Genomic DNA, 17,613 nt, shown 5'->3' with positions numbered 1-17,613 from the left:
GTTCTGTCAGAACACCGGCGGCCGACCCAGCTTCGCCATCCGCCACACCGTGCGCCACCGCATCGGTCGACGTGGCGGGCACGGCGAGCGCACGCCCTCGAAGAAGCCGGACCACCATGCCTTGAGACCGGACAGCGGCGGCCGACGGACCACCGTGTAGGCCGCCCAGGAGGTGAGGTAGACCGGCACCAGGATGGCGGGCAAGTGGCGCTTGGCCAGCCAGACCCGGTTGCGGGCCGTCAGCCGGTAGTAGGTGGCGTGCCGGGCCGGGTCGGTGCGGGGGTGCTGCAGCACCATGTCGGCGCGGTAGTCGATGCGCCAGCCCGCGTCCAGGGCGCGCCAGGCGAAGTCGGTCTCCTCGTGGGCGTAGAAGAACTCGGCGGGGAACATGCCGACCTGGTCGATGACGCTCATCCGGATGGCGTGGCCGCCGCCCAGGAAGGTGGTGACCTCCCCGGACAACAGAGGGTCCGACGCACCGAGGCGGGGAACGTGCCGGCGCTGGGTGAACCCGGTCTCGTCCGCGATGCGGAAAGACACGATCCCGAGCCCCGGGTCCCGCTCGAAGGCCTCCCGGACCAGTCGGAAGGTGTCGGTGCGGGGCAAGAGGCCGTCGTCGTCCAGGACGACCAGCACGTCCGTGCCGCCCAGCTCGCGCAGCCACTCGACACCGGCATTGCGGCCGCCGGGGATGCCGAGGTTCTCGGACAGCTCCACGGGGTCCACCCAGTCGGGCAGTTCGGGCAGTTTCACGCCCTGCCCGAGCACCACGGTCCGCACGCCGCTGCCGCCGCCGTCCTGGGCCCGCACCGAGTCCAACAGCGCCGCCAGCTCCGCAGGCCGGTCACCCATCGTCAGCACCACCACGCCCAGCGTGACGCCCATCGCACTCAACCCAACTGTGTGAGGAAACGTTAATGATCTCGCCGACACCGCGCCCCGGATACGCGCCGCTGCGCGTGCCGGCCGGGACGGGCCGGCTGCCGGGCCACCCTCCCACACCACCCGCTCCTGCTGATGCCCAAAAGCTCCTGATTCGCCCGTAGGAAGGCTGTCGGCTCCATCCGCGGCCGCCCGGGCCATGCTCCCGGTCCCCCTCTCCCCTTTGCGGGCAGGCGCCGTCCGGTCGCCCGGACAAGCCCAGCACGCAGTGCACTCCCTTCGCACGCCCCTCCGCCCCCTTGAGGTGCTCCCCCATGCTCTCGTCCCGCCGGCCCCGTGCGTTCGTCGCGCACCTCGACTCCTGCATCGAGTCCACGCCCCTGGCGCGCTACCTGCTCCGCGCGTACCTCTCCGGCCTGCCCTCCGGCGACCGCTACGCCGACACCGCCGAACTCCTCCTCGGCGAGCTGTTCGCCAACGCCGTCCAGCACTCCGACGCGCCGGACGACCGCCACATCGAGATCCGCTTCGCCCTGATCAACTCCCGCCTCCGGCTGGAGGTCCACGACGCCGGCAGCGGCCGTCCGTCCCTCCACACCCCCGCCCCCTCCGACGAGCGCGGACGCGGCCTGCTCCTCGTCAACGAACTCGCCGAACGCTGGGGCTGCACCCCGCGCCCCTGCGGCATCGGCAAGTTCACCTGGGCCCACATCGCCCCCGCCACCACCATCTGAAAGCCCGAACCCCCGTGCACCTCACGACCATCGCCCGGCACGCCCTCTCCCGTGGCCGCACCCCCGCCGACACCTACGCCCTCCTCGCCCGCCGCACCCGCAGGCCCCTCCCCTCCGCCCGCGCCGTCTGCCTCGCCCTCACCATCCCCCTCGCCGAGACCACCCGCCGCCTCAACGACTGCTACGACGCCCTCCTCGCCGACCACCACCCCGGCGAGGAAACCGACACCGGCGAACTCCTCGAAGCCATCGGCGTCTTCGACATCCCCAAAAGCCTCACCGACACCGAACTCACCATCGTCGACCACCTCCTCACCGCCATCGACGCCCACGGCAGCCTCCGCCCCGGCCACCACCACGGCCTCCACCGCTGGTTCACCACCGGCAACCTCACCACCGCCTACCTCTCCCTCACCACCACCCACCCCCACCCCCGCACCGGCAACCCCACCCGCTACTGGACCACCCTCACCACCGCCGGCGAACTCCTCACCACCACCCCCAACCCCGACACCCGCATCAAATACGCCCTCACCAACTGCCGCACCCAAGCCACCAAGCACCAGAAGTCGACCCCACCGACTTCCTACTCCTCGCCACCCGAGGCGACCGTCCGATGAGCCTTCCGCCCCCTCGGCGTCTCCGGCCTCCTGAGTCCCGCCTAGCCATGGCCAGAGCCCCTCCCGGGCCTGGCACCCCCTCCCCGCCGGGACGGGACGACCGCAACAACACGATCCGGACCACCACCAGGAGAAACCCATGACCCAGACGCCCACACCGTGGGGCATCAGCAGGATGGCGCCCTACCCGGCCACGGCCACGCTCCCGTCGTTCACGCCCGTGATCGACCCCGAGACGCAGATCGCCGTCATCGTGGACGAGACCGGCCGAACGGTCGAGTTGGGGAGCCACGGCACCAGCACCAGCGGTGTCACGCCCACCCACACGAGCCCCGGCGACGGGGCCAAGCCGGGCGGGGCCACCGACAGCGATGTGACCGAGTCCTACGACCAGGACCAGAGCAACGACTGATGGACCACCGAAGCAGGTCGGTGCTGGTACTGACCAACTCCTCCGATGTGACAGCGGATACGGTCCTGCGGGTGCTCGCCGAGCGCCGGGTACCGGTGGTCCGTCTCGATCCCGGCACCGACCTGCACGCGGGTGCCGCGCTGACCGCCACGTACCGTACGGGCGTTCAGCGAGGCACGCTCCGCACGTCGAGCCGGGAACTGGACCTCACGGCCGTGCGATCCGTCTGGGTGCGCAGGCCCTCGCCCTACGGCGGGCCGCCGGACCTTTCCGGCCAGGACCGCCGGTTCGCCGCCTCCCAGGCGTTCTGGGGGGCGGGTGGCATCCTGGCCTCACTTCCAGAGGCGCACTACGTGAACCACCCGTGGTCCAACCGGGCAGCGGAGTACAAGCCGGCTCAGCTCGCCACCGCCCAGCGCTGCGGATTCCGGGTGCCCGACACCCTGATCACCGACGACGACCACGAGGCACGGAGTTTCGTCACCGCCCAGGTCGCCGGCACGGTCTACAAGCCCCTGTGGAACACCCCGTACTCGGTCGACGGGCAGGCCCGGGCCGTCTGGGTGCACGAAGTCCGCGGCCAGGAGATCACCGACGCGGTGACGGCGTGCCCGCACCTGTTCCAGGCCAGGGTTCCCAAGGCGTTCGACACCCGGGTGACCGCCGTCGGAAACCGGCTCTTCGGCGCCCGCATCGACAGCCCGGACCTCGACTGGCGACACCGCCAGGACCGAATGCGTTGCAGCCCGATCGACGTCCCCGCCCCGGTTGCCGAGGCCATCGCCCGCTACCTCGCCGCCTTCCGACTGGTCTTCGGGGCATTCGACTTCGCCGTCACCACCGACGGCACGTGGTCCTTCCTGGAGTGCAACCCGAACGGGCAGTGGGCGTGGCAGCCGGACGAGACCACCCATCGGATCGCGCACGCGATCGCCGACCAACTGGAAAGAGGCCACCACGCATGACCACGTCCGCTATCCTGCGCGCCGCCCTGGTCGACCGGCTCACCGGGAACGGCACCCTCACCGACCCCGCGTGGATCGACGCCGCCACCGCCGTACCGCGCGAGCTGTTCGTCGGCAGCTACTTCGTCCCGATCGAGGGAAGCGCCCCGACCAGCTACCGGACCGTGCGCCACGGCGACCCCGGATACCTGGAGGGGGTCTACACCGACCAGACCCTCGTCACCCAACTCGACGGTCGCACATGCCCGGAGGAGACCGGGGAGCAGCCGGTCTCCGGGGCGCCCTCGTCGTCCTCGACGCTGCCCTCGCTCGTGCTGGACATGTGGCAGCGACTCGGCGCGGACGTCGGCCACCGGGTGCTCGAAGTCGGCACCGGGACCGGCTACTCGACCGCCCTCGGGGCTCACCGCCTCGGCGACGGGGCCGTCACCAGCATCGAGTACGACCCCCGGGTCGCCGAACGCGCGGCCACGGCCGTCGAGGCCGCCGGCTACGCCCCGCGCCTCGTCACCGGCGACGGTCTCGGCGGGGACCCGGACGGCGGCTCGTTCGACCGGCTGATCGCGACGTGCTCGGTCCGGTACCTGCCGATGGCCTGGCTCCGCCAGGTGACGCCGGGCGGCCGAATCCTGGTCACCCTCTCCGGGTGGGGCTACGCCAACGCCCTGGCACTGCTCGACGTGACCGGCCCGGGCGAGGCCACCGGCAGGTTCCTGCCCGGCTACACCAGCTTCATGATCGCCCGCCCGCACGACCGGCCGCCCCGTCCGGCCCTCGCCCTGCTCCCCGGCGAGGAGCGCGCGAGCCGCGTCGACCCCGCGAAGCTCGACACGTGGGCCGGAAGCTGGGTCGCGCAGCTCGCGGCCCCCTCGGCGGAACGGCTGGGGACGGGCGGTCAGCAGATCCTCTCGGACGTGGCCACCGGCTCGCAGGCCCGGACCATGCCCGACCCGGCAGGCGGCTGGACCGTCGTCCAGCGCGGACCGATCCGCCTGTGGGACCGGGTGGAGTCCGCCATCGAGGCATGGCAGAGCGCGGGCGAGCCGTCCCAGGACGCCTTCGGCATCACGGTCTCGGCAACCGGCCAACGCGTCTGGCTCGGCAGCCAGGACGGCCCGGGCTGGAACCTGCCGATCTGACCCTGCTCCCCTTCGGACGGGACGCAGCCTGCCGCCCCAACCCGTGCGCGGGTTGGGGCGGTCCGAGCCACCCGCTGTCACGGGGTGCGCCGCGACCCCTGGGCGGACGCGCTCTCGGCGAACACGGGGATGGGGGCGGCCGGCGGAACCGGTGCCCCGGCACCCGGCGCGGCACCAGGACGCCCGGCGGGCGCCGCCGGCCGCAGGAGGACGGCGCAGGCGAGGGCCGCCAGCAGGGCGAGCGAGGCCGACACGACCAGGCAGAGCTGGAGGCCGTCGAGGAAGGAGCCGCCGAGCGCGCTCAGGGCCGGCTTGGTGGCGGGGCCCAGGTCGAGCCCGGCCACGGCGCCGAGGCCCTGCTCCCGGGCGACGGCGAGGACGTGGCCGCCGGTCTCCGTGGGCACGCCGGCGTCGGCGAGCCGGTCGGGCAGGGCGTCGAGGGCGCGGGTGGTCAGCAGGGTGCCGAGCACGGCGGGGCCGAGGGCGCCGCCGAGCTGGCGGAAGGCGTTGTTGCCCGCCGCGGCCATGCCGGCCAGGTGGTGCGGTACGGAGGAGACCGCGGAGGCCGTCATCGGGGTGAGGACGGCGCCGATGCCGAGGCCGAGCAGGACCAGGCGCCAGGCGAGCGAGCCGTAGGAGGTGCCCGCGTCGACGCCGGTCAGCGACAGCAGCGAGCCCGCCATCACCACCAGACCGGTGGTGATCATGACCCGGGCGGACACCCGGTGCATCAGCCGTCCGACGGGGATGCCCGCGACCAGGGACGTCCCGGAGACCAGGACCATCCGCAGTCCGGCCTCCCACGTGCTCAGGTGCTGCACCAGGCCGAAGTACAGGCTCAGGACGAAGAAGAAGCCGATCAGCCCCAGGAAGCTGATCATGGCGACCAGCGACGTGGCGGCGAAGGCGGGGCTGCGGAACAGGGCCAGGTCGAGCATCGGGCTGCTGCTGCGGCGCTCCACCACGACGAACGCGACCGCGCTCACGGCGCCGATCACCAGGGCCGCCACCACGGAGGGCGTACCGAAGCCGTCGGCGCCGCCCTCGATCACGCCAAAGACGACGGCGGTGACCGTGACGGCCGCGCTGATCTGCCCGGGCCAGTCGAGCCGCCGGCCGTGCGGCGCCCGGGAGTCGGGCAGCAGGAAGGCCGCGACGACCAGCACGACCAGGGACACCGGGATCGGCAGGAGGAAGATCCAGCGCACCGCGACGTGCTGCTGCAGCAGCCCGGCGATCAGCGGGCCCAGGGCCAGCGAGGCCAGCATGGACATCGCCCACAGGCCGATGAACCTCCCGCGCTCCCGGTGGTCGGGGACGGCGTGGCTGATCAGGGCCAGCGTGGTGGGCAGCAGGGCCGCCGCACCCAGTCCGGAGGCCGCCTGCCCGACCCACAGCCACTGCACCGAGTCCGCGCTCAGCGAGACGGCCGCGCCCAGGGCGCAGAAGGCCATGCCCGCCTGGAACACCCGCTTGCGGCCGTGGACGTCGCCCCACACCCCGGTGGTCAGGATCAGCGCGGCCATCGGCAGGACGAACGCGTCCGAGACCCAGGACAGTTGGGAGGTCGAGGCGCCCAACGCCCGCTGGAGCGCCGGCAGGCTCACGGACACGGTGGTCACGGGAAGGTAGGCGACGAAGACGCCCAGACAGGCCATGACGAGCGTGACGCCTCGTCCGGCCACGGGGCGCTGCACCGTTGCGGAGTTCACGGGGTGGTTCCTTCGACTGCGGGATGCCGCGCGGGCACCGGTTGCTGGGGGCACGGGAAAGCTTCGGCCCCACGGGCGAGGAATCCCCAAGCGATCCCGGAGGGCGTGCCAGAACCTCCATTCCACTTCGCCCCTGTGTCAGGATTCCTCCGTGCCTGACGATCTGGACCGCAAAATCATCCACGGGCTCTACGTCGCCCCCCGGGTCTCGTTCCGCCGCCTCGGCGAGGTCGTGGGGGTGTCCGAACAGACCGTGGCCCGCCGCTACAACGCGCTGCGGCGCGGCGGGATCCTGCGCGTCGTCGGGCAGCGGAGCCCGTCCGCCCACGGGCGGGCGGAGTGGGTCGCGCGGCTGCGCTGCCGCCCGGAGGCCGTGGGGCCCGTCGCCGACTCCCTCGCCCGCAGGCCCGAGGTCGGCTACGCCAGCATCGCCTCCGGCGGGTCGGAGATCATCTGCACCATCCGCTCGGCCGCCGGCACCGGGCGCGACGACGTCCTGCTGCGCCAGCTCCCGCGCGCCGCCTCGGTCCTCGACATGAGCGTCGACCTCCTCCTCCACGCGTTCGGCGCCCCGGACGCGGTCGGCTGGGCCGGCGGGGAGCGCGCCCTGACCGACGAGCAGGTGCGACGGCTGACGGCGGAGCGCCCCGTGGCCGCCGGGCCGCCGCTCGCCCAGGCCGACGAGGACCTCCCGCTCTTCGAGGCCCTGGCGGAGGACGGCCGCGCCTCCCACACCCGCCTGGCGGAGGTCACCGGCTGGTCCACGCCCCGGGTCGCCCGCCGGCTGGAGGCCCTGGAGGCCTCCGGCTCCCTCGCCTACGGCATCGACATCCTGCCCGAACGCCTCGGCTACGAGCTCAACGCCGTCCTCTGGCTCCAGGTCGACCTGCCCGCACTCGACCGGGTCGGCGAGGAGCTGGGCCGGCACGACGAATGCGCCTTCGTCGCGGCGACCAGCGGCAGGCACAACCTCATGGCCGTCGTCATCTGCCGGGACACCCCCGACTTCTACCGCTACCTCAGCGGCCGCCTGGCCCGTATCGAGGGCATCCGGGGCTACGAGATCAGCATCCGCGTCCGCCGCCTCAAGCAGTCCGTGTCCCTGATCCACCACGGACGGCTGATCCACCCCCCGCTGGGCTGACGCGGGCGCACCGGAGAACGGGCCCGGACGCCTCGCGCGCCCGGGCCCGCCCGAAGGCCGCCCGTCAGTGCGCGGCGGCCTCCCAGTTCGGGCCGACGCCGACGGAGACGTCCAGCGGGGCGCGCAGCGGGTAGGCGCCCGCCATCTGCTCGCGGACGACGGCCTCGACCCGCTCGCGCTCGCCGGGGGCCAGCTCCAGCACGATTTCGTCGTGGACCTGGAGCAGCATCCGGGAGGTGAGGCCGGCCGCCCGCAGCGCCTCGTCGACCCGGAGCATGGCGATCTTGACGATGTCGGCGGCCGAGCCCTGGATCGGGGCGTTGAGGGCCATCCGCTCGGCCATCTCGCGGCGCTGGCGGTTGTCGCTGTTGAGGTCCGGCAGGTAGCGGCGGCGGCCGAGGAGGGTCTCGGTGTAGCCGGTGGCCCGGGCCTCGTCGACGACCCGGCGCAGGTAGTCCCGGACGCCGCCGAAGCGCTCGAAGTAGGTGTCCATCAGGCCCTGGGCCTCGGCCGGCTTGATGCCGAGCTGCTGCGAGAGCCCGTACGCGGACAGCCCGTACGCCAGGCCGTAGGACATCGCCTTGATCTTGCGGCGCATCTCGGCGTCCACCGCCGTGCCGGGCACCTCGAAGACCTGGGAGGCGACGGTGGTGTGCAGGTCCTCGCCGGAGGCGAAGGCCTCCAGCAGCGCCTCGTCCTCGGACAGGTGCGCCATGATCCGCAGTTCGATCTGCGAGTAGTCGGCGGTGAGCAGCGACTCGTAGCCCTCGCCGACGATGAAGGCGCGGCGGATCGCCCGGCCCTCCTCGGTACGGACCGGGATGTTCTGCAGGTTCGGGTCCTGCGAGGAGAGCCGGCCGGTGGCGGCGACCATCTGGTTGAAGGTGGTGTGGATCCGGCCCTTGGGCGAGACGGTCTTGAGCAGGCCCTCGACGGTGGTGCGCAGCTTGGCCTGGTCGCGGTGGCGCAGCAGGATGACCGGCAGTTCGTTGTCGGTCTGGGTGGCCAGCCAGGTGAGCGCGTCGGCGTCGGTGGTGTAGCCGGTCTTGATCTTCTTGGTCTTGGGGAGCGCGAGCTCGCCGAAGAGGATCTCCTGGAGCTGCTTGGGCGAGCCGAGGTTGAACTCGCGGCCGGCGGCGGCGTGCGCCTCCTCCACCACGCGCTGGATCTCGGCGGCGAACTGCGCCTCCAGCCGGGTGAGCCAGTCGCGGTCGGCGGCGATGCCGTAGCGCTCCATGCGGGCGAGCAGGGCCGCGATGGGCAGTTCCATGTCGCGCGTCAGCTCGACGGCGCCGACCTCGGCGAGGCGGGTGTCGAAGAGCGCGGCGAGGTCGAGCACGGCGCGGGCCTGGAGCATCAGCGACCGGGCGGCGGCCGTCTCGTCCTCCTCCGGTGCGTCGAAGGAGAGTTGGCCGCTCTCGGTGGCGGGGGCCGGGGTGAGCGAGCGGCCCAGGTACTCCTCGGCGAGCACCTCCAGGGTGAAGGTGCGGCGGCCGGGCTTGATCAGGTAGGCGGCGAGCGCGGTGTCGGCGACGACGCCGTCGATCGTCCAGCCGCGCTCGGCGAAGGCGCGCATGACCTGCTTGGCGATGTGCAGGGCCTTGGGGGCGGTGGCGTCGGCGAGCCAGCCGGCGAAGGCCCGCTCGTCCTCCTCGGCGAGCAGCGCCGGGTCGAACCAGGCGGCCGTCTCCCCGGCGGCGAGGGCGACTTCGGTGACCTCGCCGGTGCCGAGCGCCCACTGGTAGACGGCGGCGAGGGCGACGGTGGTCTTGCCGTCGGAGGCGTGCTCGGCCAGCCAGGCGGCCAGGGTGCCCGGGTCGGTGAGGAGTTCGCCGTCCACCTCGACGCCGGGGGCGAGTTCGGCCTCGGCGGTGTCCGATCCGGTGGACGGGTCGATGCCGAAGACGCGGTCGCGGAAGTTGGCGTTGCGGAACTCCAGCGACTCCATCAGGGTGCCGACGGCGTCCTTGTCGAACGGCTTGCGGTCCAGGTCGGCGACGCCGAGCGGGAGTTCGACGTCGCGGACCAGCTCGGTGAGCACCCGGTTGCGCTTGACCGAGTCGAGGTGGTCGCGCAGCTTCTCGCCGATCTTGCCCTTGACCTCGTCGGCGCGGGCGACCAGTTCGTCGAAGGAGCCGAACTGGTTGACCCACTTGGCGGCCGTCTTCTCGCCGACGCCGGGGATGCCGGGCAGGTTGTCGGACGGGTCGCCGCGCAGGGCGGCGAGGTCCGGGTACTGGCGCGGGGTGACGCCGTACTTCTCGGCGACCTTCTCCGGGGTGTAGCGGGTGAGCTCGGAGACGCCCTTGGTCGGGTAGAGCACGGTGACGTGGTCGGTGACCAGCTGGAGCGAGTCGCGGTCGCCGGTGACGATGTCGACGTCGTAGCCGGCCGCCTCGGCGGCGGTGGCCAGGGTGGCGATGATGTCGTCGGCCTCGAAGCCCTCGGCCGTGAGCCGGGGGACGTGCATAGCGTCGAGCAGTTCGCCGATCAGGCCGACCTGGCTCTTGAACTCGTCCGGCGTCTTGGCGCGGTTGGCCTTGTAGTCGGGGAACTCGACGGAGCGGAACGTCTGCCGGGAGAGGTCGAAGGCGACGGCGAGGTGGGTGGGCTGCTCGTCCCGGACGGTGTTGGCGAGCATCGAGGCGAAGCCGTAGACCGCGTTGGTGGGCTGGCCGGTGGAGGTGTTGAAGTTCTCCACGGGCAGGGCGTAGAAGGCCCGGTAGGCCATCGAGTGCCCGTCGAGCAGCATCAGCCGGGGCCGCGGGCCGGCCCCGCCGCCACCCGTCGCGCCCTTGTCCGTACTCTGCGTAGCCACGTCAACGTCCGTTCCTGCCGATTCCACTACCGGCCACCGATCCTATGGCCCGGCACCGACAAAAAGGACGCCGCGCCGGTCCGGCCACCGCTGCTACCTATGAGTAGGACGGTCGTACGATCACAGGCGGCACACCCCCGAGCGGCAGGAGTTCCCCCATGACCGACGCGGTCCCCGACACCGCCCCCGAGACCGTCCCCGGCACCGCGCCCGACGCCATGCCCGACGCCGCGCCCGTCCTGAACGTCCCGCAGGACGTGCTGGACCACTTCGCCAAGCTCGGCGTGAACGCGCGGACCTTCTCCGGCGGCCACCTCGGCGAGAAGCTCGGCATCCGGATCGTCGAGGCCTCCGGCGACCGCGTGGTCGGCACCATGCCGGTGGAGGGCAACCAGCAGCCGTACGGGCTGCTGCACGGCGGCGCGTCGGCGGCGCTGGCCGAGACCCTGGGCTCGATCGGGGCGATGCTGCACGCCGGTCCCGGCCGCTACGCGGTCGGCGTGGACCTCAACGCCACCCACCACCGCTCGGCCACCTCCGGACTGGTGACCGGGGTGGCGACGGCCGTGTTCAAGGGCCGCACCGCCGCCACCTACGAGATCGCGATCACCGACGACACCGGCCGGCGGATCACCAGCTGCCGGCTGACCTGCATGCTGCGCGACCTCTGACCGAACGCCGAGGTATGACAACGTCCGCACAGCGGACCGCAGTTCACTCCGGACGACATCAAGTCCCTTTTCCGCCCCCTTGTTTGACCTTCCGCCACCCTGGGCAGGCGTTGGTCTGGACAAGGGGGCGTTCACATGTCCGAGCGCGGTCGGCACACATCCCGCGCTCATAACGCTGCGTAACAAGTAGGAAATCCGATCAATTGCCGGTTCCGAGGCCTTCGGGCACCCCGGGACCACTCGGCCGCGCCCTCGTTGTCCGCAATACGGACGCTCAAGGCCGGAAGCAGGGCATCGGACGCAAGCGTCCGATAATCGGTACTGCCAGCTGCAACCCCCATTTCTGGGCCTTACATCGCCCTACCAGCGCGTAAACGCCCGCCATCTCGGGATCGATCGAACCGGAACGACCACATGGTGAGACAAATGCTCCGTGTGCTCATAACAAGAGAATCACAGCCTGCGCCCAGTACTGCCCGAGTCGCCCAAGGGCATCTAGAGTCACGGCCAGTCACCGCGCCATTCGATTGGGCCAGGCCCTCCGCGCACTCCGGCTCCCGCCACTCCGGCGCGGGCGCCTCCTGAACCGAAGGGGACCCTCGTGCGTCACCGTTCAGCAGTTGTCGTGAGCATTGCCGTTATCGGCGCCCTCAGCCTCAGCGCCTGCGGCTCCCGCGGAGAGAAGAAGGCCGACGGCGGCAACTCCAACTCCGGCTCCACCACCGTCGTCATCGGCGTCGACTCCCCGCTCACCGGCGACCTCTCCGCCCTCGGCCTCGGCATCCGCAACTCCGCCGACCTCGCGATCAAGAAGGCCAACGAGACCAACGAGGTCCCCGGCGTCAAGTTCGAGATCAAGGCCCTCGACGACACCGGCAAGCCCGCCCCCGGCCAGCAGAACGCCACCCAGCTGGTCGGCGACTCCAAGGTCCTCGGCGTGGTCGGCCCGCTCAACTCCAGTGTGTCGCAGTCGATGCAGCAGATCTTCGACGACGCCGGCCTGGTCCAGGTCTCCCCCGCCAACACCGGCGTCGCCCTCAGCCAGGGCGAGAAGTGGGCCAGCGGCGAGAAGAAGCGCCCGTTCACGTCCTACTTCCGCACCGCCACCACCGACGCCGTCCAGGGCCCGTTCGCCGCCCAGTTCCTCTACAACGACGCCAAGAAGACCAAGGTCTTCCTGATCGACGACCAGAAGACCTACGGCGCGGGCCTGGCCGGCACCTTCAAGGGCGAGTTCACCAAGCTCGGCGGCCAACTGGTCGGCGAGGAGCACGTCAACCCCGACGACCGCGACTTCGCCGCCATCGTCACCAAGGTCAAGAGCTCCGGCGCCGAAGCCGTCTACTACGGCGGCGAGTACCCCGCGGCCGGCCCGCTCTCCCTCCAGCTCAAGGAGGCCAACGTCAACATCCCGCTGATGGGCGGCGACGGCATCCAGAGCGGCGACTTCATCAAGCTCAACCCCAAGAGCCAGGGCGACTTCGCCACCGCCGTCGGCCTGCCGGTCGAAAGCCTCGACACCGCCAAGAAGTTCATCGCCGACTACAAGGCGGCCGGCTACAAGGACGCCTACGAGACCTACGGCGGCTACTCCTACGACAGCGCCTGGGCCATCATCCAGGGCGTCAAGCAGGCCGTGAAGGACAACAACGGCAAGGTCCCCGACCGCAAGGCCGTCCGCGACGCCGTCCAGAAGGTCAGCTTCGCCGGCGTGACCGGCACCGTCTCCTTCGACGAGTTCGGCGACACCACCAACAAGCAGCTCACCGTCTACACCGTCAAGGACGGCAAGTGGGCCGTGGAGAAGTCCGGCACCTTCAAGGGCTGACCCAGGCGCCGGCCGCCGACTCGCACGACTGGCGTCCAGTCACTATCCGCACCACCAGCGCCACTTCACCACCACCACACGCGCGGGGGCGCCACGAGTGCCCCCGCGCGCACCCACATCCACCACCCACGCGGACACCCCCGAACGCACTACGGAGGCCCAGCGGTGCACGACCTACCGCAGCAGCTGGCCAACGGCCTGATCCTCGGAGCCCTCTACGGGCTCGTCGCGATCGGCTACACGATGGTCTACGGCATCGTCCAGCTCATCAACTTCGCCCACGGCGAGATCGTCATGGTCGGCGGCTTCGGCGCCCTGACCGCCTACCTCGCCCTCCCCGGCGGCACCACCCTGTGGCTGGCCCTGCCGCTCATGCTGATCGCCGGCATCCTGGTCTCCACCCTCACCGCCGTCGCCGCCGAGCGCTTCGCCTACCGCCCCCTGCGCAACGCCCCACGGCTCGCCCCGCTGATCACCGCGATCGGGCTGTCCATCCTGCTCCAGCAGCTCGTCTTCTCCTTCTACCCGGACGCCAAGAAGGCCCGGGTCTTCCCCAAGCTCCCCGGCGACCCGTTCAGCCTCGGCTCCGTCACCATCCAGCGCAGCGACCTCTTCCTGATCATCGCCGCGCCGCTGTGCATGCTCGCCCTCGGCTGGTTCGTCACCCGCACCCGCTCCGGGCGCGCCATGCAGGCCACCAGCCAGGACCCGGACACCGCCAAGCTGATGGGCATCGACACCGACCGCATCATCGTCATGGCCTTCGCCATCGGCGCCGCGTTCGCCGCCGTCGCCGCCGTCGCGTACGGGCTGCGCAGCGGCCAGGTCGACTTCCGGATGGGCTTCATCCTCGGCCTCAAGGCCTTCACCGCCGCCGTCCTCGGCGGCATCGGCAACATCTACGGCGCCATGCTCGGCGGCCTCGCCCTCGGCCTCGCCGAAGCCCTCGCCACCGGCTACATCCAGCACCTGCCCGGCATGCACCTCTTCGGGGGCGGCGCCTGGAAGGACGTCTGGGCCTTCGTTCTCCTCATCCTCGTCCTCCTGATCCGGCCCCAGGGCCTGCTCGGCGAGCGCGTCGCGGACAGGGCGTGACCACCATGACCACCACCCACACCGAGACGACCCCGGTCATCCCGCTGCCGGCCCGCACCGCCGCCGCCGTCACCGGACTCGGCGCCCTCGCCACCGCCGCCTCCGCCGCCATGTCCTGGACCTGGACCTCCGACTTCCCCGGCGACCTCACCTACTACGGCTCCCCGGCCGGCCTCCAGTGGCTCGCCCTCGCCGCCGGCCTGCTCACCCTGGTCCTGCTGCTCGCCGCCCAGGGCGTCCCCGGCCTGCGCTGGGCCGCCCCCACCCGCAGCAACAACGCCGTCCTGTACGCCGCCACCGGCGCCCTCACCGTCGCCGTCTACGCGGTCGCCGCCATCTCCTCCGAGCTCGGCGGACTCGCCAACCTCGAACCCGGCGGCTGGGTGCTCGCCGCGGGCGGCCTGCTCGCCGTCCTCGGCGCCCTCGGCCTGCCCCTCGACCGCCGCACCGCCGTCCCGCTGCGGATCCTCGACAAGCGTCTCTTCCTGCTCGTCCCGGTCGCCCCCGCCGCCTGGTTCGGCGCCCACGCCATCCCCGGCGACCAGCCGGTGGCCCCGGTCATGACCGCCCTGTCCGGCGGCCTCGCCATCGCGGCCGGCGTCGTCCTGCTGCTCCAGCTCGGCCACCTCGCCAACAGCGCGCTGCGGCTGGGCCGGATCGACCGCCCGCTGGCCGCGCCGCGGGCCCTCCCCTCCTGGGTCGAGGTGCTGCTGATCGTCCTCGCCTTCGGGACCGGACTGTTCGCGATCACCTTCGGCATCGACACCGAGTACGGCGAACTCTTCACCGGCTACCTGCTGTTCGTCGCCCTCGCCGTCCCCGCCCTGACCAGGTCCGGCCTGCTCGCCCGGCTGCGCGCGCTGACCGTCAAGCACCGCCCGGTCACCACCGGCGCCGCCTTCGCCGCCGCCGCCGGCTTCCCGTTCACCCAGACCAGCGACCAGTACACCTCGGTCGCCACCAACATCCTGATCTTCGCCACCGTCGCCCTCGGCCTCAACATCGTCGTCGGCCTGGCCGGCCTGCTCGACCTCGGGTACGTCGCCTTCCTCGGCGTCGGCGCCTACGCCGCCGCCCTGGTCTCCGGCTCCCCCGCCTCGCCCATCCACGTCCAGTTCCCGTTCTGGGCCGCGATGCTCACCGGCGCCGTCGTCTCGATGGTCTTCGGCGTCCTGATCGGCGCCCCCACCCTGCGGCTGCGCGGCGACTACCTCGCCATCGTCACCCTCGGGTTCGGCGAGATCTTCCGCATCACCATGCTCAACCTCAACGGCACCACCGGCCCCAAGGTCACCAACGGCTCCAACGGCATCCCCCGCATCCCGGACCTGCAGATCCTCGGCTTCGACCTCGGCAAGCCGCACACCGTGGCCGGCGTCGAACTCGGCCGCTTCTCCAACTACTACCTGCTGATGCTGCTGGTCACCGCCCTGGTCGTGCTGGTCTTCGCCCGGGTCGGCAACTCCCGCATCGGCCGCGCCTGGGTCGCCATCCGCGAGGACGAGACCGCCGCCGAGGCCATGGGCATCAACGGCTTCCGACTCAAGCTGCTCGCCTTCGCCCTCGGCGCCCTGCTGGCCGGCCTGGCCGGCACCGTCCAGGCCCACGTCAGCTACACCGTCACCCCCGACCAGTACACCTTCGCCGAGGCCCTCCCGCCGAACTCCGCCTTCCTGCTCGCCGCAGTCATCCTCGGCGGCATGGGCACCATCAGCGGCCCGCTGGCCGGCGCCACGCTGCTCTTCCTCATCCCGAAGAAGCTCGAATTCCTCGCCGACTACCAGCTCCTCGCCTTCGGCGCCGCCCTCATCGTCCTGATGCGGGTCCGCCCCGAGGGCCTCATCCCCAACCGGCGCCGCCAGCTGGAGTTCCACGAGGCCGACGTCCCGGCCCAGGCCGCCGGCGAGCCGACCGCACTCACCAAGTCAGGGGCGTGACCGACCCGATGACCACCACCACCGCCGCACCCCTGCTCGAAGTCACCGGCGTCACCATGCGCTTCGGCGGCCTCACTGCGGTCAACGACGTCTCCCTGACCGTCGGCGAGGGCGAGATCATCGGTCTGATCGGCCCCAACGGCGCCGGCAAGACCACCTTCTTCAACTGCCTCACCGGCCTGTACGTCCCCACCGAGGGCGCCGTCCGCTACCGCGACACCCTGCTGCCGCCCAAGCCCCACCTGGTCACCCAGGCCGGCATCGCCCGCACCTTCCAGAACATCCGGCTGTTCGCCAACATGACCGTCCTGGAGAACGTCCTGGTCGGCCGGCACACCCGCACCAAGGAGGGCATCTTCTCCGCCATCCTGCGCGGCCCCGGCTACCACCGCGCCGAGGCCGAGAGCCGCGAGAAGGCCATGGAACTCCTGATGTTCACCGGCCTCGCCGAGAAGGCCGACCACCTCGCCCGCAACCTCCCGTACGGCGAACAGCGCAAGCTGGAGATCGCCCGCGCCCTCGCCTCCGAACCCGGCCTGCTGCTGCTCGACGAACCCACCGCCGGCATGAACCCCCAGGAGACCCGGGCCGCCGAGGAACTCGTCTTCGCGATCCGCGACAAGGGGATCTCCGTCCTCGTCATCGAGCACGACATGCGCTTCATCTTCAACCTCTGCGACCGCACCGCGGTGCTCGTCCAGGGCCAGAAGATCGTCGAGGGCGACCGCGAGACCGTCCAGAACGACGAGCGCGTCATCACCGCCTACCTGGGCGCCCCGCTCGAAGGCACCACCCCGGCTGTTCCGGAGAACGTTACGGAGACCGACCAGTGACCGCACTCCTCGAGGTCGAGGACCTCCGCGTCGCCTACGGCAAGATCGAAGCCGTCAAGGGCATCAGCTTCACCGTCGAACAGGGCGAGGTCACCACCCTCATCGGCACCAACGGCGCCGGCAAGACCACCACCCTGCGCACCCTGTCCGGCCTGCTCAAGCCCACCGCCGGACGCATCACCTTCGACGGCCGGGACCTCTCGGCCGTCCCCGCCCACAGGATCGTCGCCCTCGGCCTCGCCCACTCCCCCGAGGGACGGCACATCTTCCCCCGGATGACCATCGAGGAGAACCTCCTCCTCGGCGCCTTCCTGCGCACCGACGCGGCCGGCATCACCGCGGACGTCGAACGGGCCTACGGCCTGTTCCCGATCCTCGGCGAACGCCGCCGCCAGGCCGCCGGAACGCTCTCCGGCGGCGAGCAGCAGATGCTCGCGATGGGGCGGGCCCTGATGTCCCGGCCCAAGCTGCTCATGCTGGACGAGCCCTCCATGGGGCTCTCCCCGCTGATGATGCAGAAGATCATGTCCACCATCGTGGAACTGAAGTCCTCCGGTACGACCATCCTCCTGGTCGAGCAGAACGCCCAGGCGGCCCTCTCCCTCTCCGACCGCGGCTACGTCATGGAGACCGGCCGCGTCGTCCTCTCCGGGACGGGCGCCGACCTCCTGCACGACGAGTCCGTCCGGAAGGCCTACCTCGGCGAGGACTGAGCCCGTACGCACGCGGAAGGGCCCGGCAGAAACGTTCTTCTGCCGGGCCCTTCCCGTACCGCTTACTCGGGCTTGGCCTCTTCCGCCTTCTTGCGGTCCTGGGCCTCGCC

15 protein-coding genes are annotated in these 17,613 nt (G+C 71.6%); 12 read left to right on the top strand and 3 right to left on the bottom strand.

Annotated elements, in window-relative coordinates; all coding sequences use genetic code 11:
* Positions 1-6 precede the first annotated feature (6 nt).
* Positions 7-885, bottom strand: coding sequence for a glycosyltransferase family 2 protein (locus ACFU6K_RS03210; protein ID WP_380660576.1), 879 nt, complete (start codon positions 883-885; stop codon positions 7-9).
* 311 nt (positions 886-1,196) lie between these two features.
* Between ACFU6K_RS03210 and ACFU6K_RS03205 the strand changes: the two genes are divergently transcribed.
* The 5 genes from ACFU6K_RS03205 to tgmC all read left to right on the top strand — a co-directional run bounded on the left by ACFU6K_RS03205 (position 1,197) and on the right by tgmC (position 4,752).
* Entirely contained in the window at positions 1,197-1,616 is a 420-nt protein-coding gene (locus ACFU6K_RS03205; RefSeq protein ID WP_380660575.1) for an ATP-binding protein, read from the top strand.
* A gap of 14 nt (positions 1,617-1,630) precedes the next feature.
* Positions 1,631-2,236: a hypothetical protein gene (locus ACFU6K_RS03200; RefSeq protein WP_380660574.1), complete on the top strand. Its 606-nt coding sequence runs from the start codon at positions 1,631-1,633 to the stop codon at positions 2,234-2,236.
* Positions 2,237-2,375: 139 nt separating this feature from the next.
* Complete coding sequence (gene tgmA, locus ACFU6K_RS03195) at positions 2,376-2,648, top strand: putative ATP-grasp-modified RiPP (RefSeq protein WP_380660573.1); 273 nt, start codon at positions 2,376-2,378, stop codon at positions 2,646-2,648.
* Positions 2,648-3,613: an ATP-grasp ribosomal peptide maturase gene (gene tgmB, locus ACFU6K_RS03190; RefSeq protein WP_380660572.1), complete on the top strand. Its 966-nt coding sequence runs from the start codon at positions 2,648-2,650 to the stop codon at positions 3,611-3,613. The genes tgmA and tgmB overlap by 1 nt, the downstream gene beginning before the upstream one ends.
* Complete coding sequence (tgmC, locus tag ACFU6K_RS03185) at positions 3,610-4,752, top strand: ATP-grasp peptide maturase system methyltransferase (protein ID WP_380660571.1); 1,143 nt, start codon at positions 3,610-3,612, stop codon at positions 4,750-4,752. The genes tgmB and tgmC overlap by 4 nt, the downstream gene beginning before the upstream one ends.
* 77 nt (positions 4,753-4,829) lie before the next feature.
* On the opposite strand, the gene ACFU6K_RS03180 is transcribed toward tgmC, so the two are convergent.
* Positions 4,830-6,410, bottom strand: a complete 1,581-nt coding sequence (locus ACFU6K_RS03180) for an MFS transporter (RefSeq protein WP_380660589.1) — start codon at positions 6,408-6,410, stop codon at positions 4,830-4,832.
* Between the two features lie 205 nt (positions 6,411-6,615).
* Here ACFU6K_RS03180 and ACFU6K_RS03175 point away from each other — a divergent pair, with 205 nt between their 5' ends.
* On the top strand, positions 6,616-7,608 hold the full coding sequence (locus ACFU6K_RS03175) for an Lrp/AsnC family transcriptional regulator (protein ID WP_380660569.1): 993 nt from the start codon (positions 6,616-6,618) through the stop codon (positions 7,606-7,608).
* Between the two features lie 64 nt (positions 7,609-7,672).
* Here ACFU6K_RS03175 and polA read toward each other — a convergent pair whose 3' ends face one another.
* Positions 7,673-10,360 carry a DNA polymerase I gene (gene polA / locus ACFU6K_RS03170; RefSeq protein ID WP_380660588.1) on the bottom strand — a complete coding sequence of 896 codons (2,688 nt, stop codon included), beginning with the start codon at positions 10,358-10,360 and terminating at the stop codon, positions 7,673-7,675.
* A 284-nt stretch (positions 10,361-10,644) separates the two neighbouring features.
* On the opposite strand from polA, the gene ACFU6K_RS03165 reads away from it, so the two are divergent.
* The 6 genes from ACFU6K_RS03165 to ACFU6K_RS03140 all read left to right on the top strand — a co-directional run bounded on the left by ACFU6K_RS03165 (position 10,645) and on the right by ACFU6K_RS03140 (position 17,503).
* Positions 10,645-11,097, top strand: a complete 453-nt coding sequence (locus ACFU6K_RS03165; protein ID WP_380660587.1) for a PaaI family thioesterase — start codon at positions 10,645-10,647, stop codon at positions 11,095-11,097.
* A 601-nt stretch (positions 11,098-11,698) separates the two neighbouring features.
* Positions 11,699-12,925 carry a branched-chain amino acid ABC transporter substrate-binding protein gene (locus ACFU6K_RS03160; RefSeq protein WP_380660568.1) on the top strand — a complete coding sequence of 409 codons (1,227 nt, stop codon included), beginning with the start codon at positions 11,699-11,701 and terminating at the stop codon, positions 12,923-12,925.
* Positions 12,926-13,090: 165 nt separating this feature from the next.
* Positions 13,091-14,020, top strand: a complete 930-nt coding sequence (locus ACFU6K_RS03155) for a branched-chain amino acid ABC transporter permease (protein WP_380660567.1) — start codon at positions 13,091-13,093, stop codon at positions 14,018-14,020.
* A 5-nt stretch (positions 14,021-14,025) separates the two neighbouring features.
* Entirely contained in the window at positions 14,026-15,957 is a 1,932-nt protein-coding gene (locus tag ACFU6K_RS03150; RefSeq protein ID WP_380660586.1) for a branched-chain amino acid ABC transporter permease, read from the top strand.
* A gap of 8 nt (positions 15,958-15,965) precedes the next feature.
* Positions 15,966-16,790 (top strand): ABC transporter ATP-binding protein, encoded by an 825-nt coding sequence (locus tag ACFU6K_RS03145; protein ID WP_380660585.1) that lies wholly within the window; start codon positions 15,966-15,968, stop codon positions 16,788-16,790.
* Positions 16,787-17,503 (top strand): ABC transporter ATP-binding protein, encoded by a 717-nt coding sequence (locus tag ACFU6K_RS03140; protein WP_380660566.1) that lies wholly within the window; start codon positions 16,787-16,789, stop codon positions 17,501-17,503. Before ACFU6K_RS03145 ends, ACFU6K_RS03140 begins: the two co-directional genes overlap by 4 nt.
* Positions 17,504-17,613: the final 110 nt, after the last annotated feature.

It is taken from the genome of Kitasatospora sp. NPDC057512 (assembly GCF_042802135.1).
Classification (GTDB): Bacteria; Actinomycetota; Actinomycetes; order Streptomycetales; family Streptomycetaceae; genus Kitasatospora.
The sequence above is the reverse complement of the archived record's forward strand: the minus strand, read 5'-3'. Positions and strand labels throughout refer to the sequence as shown.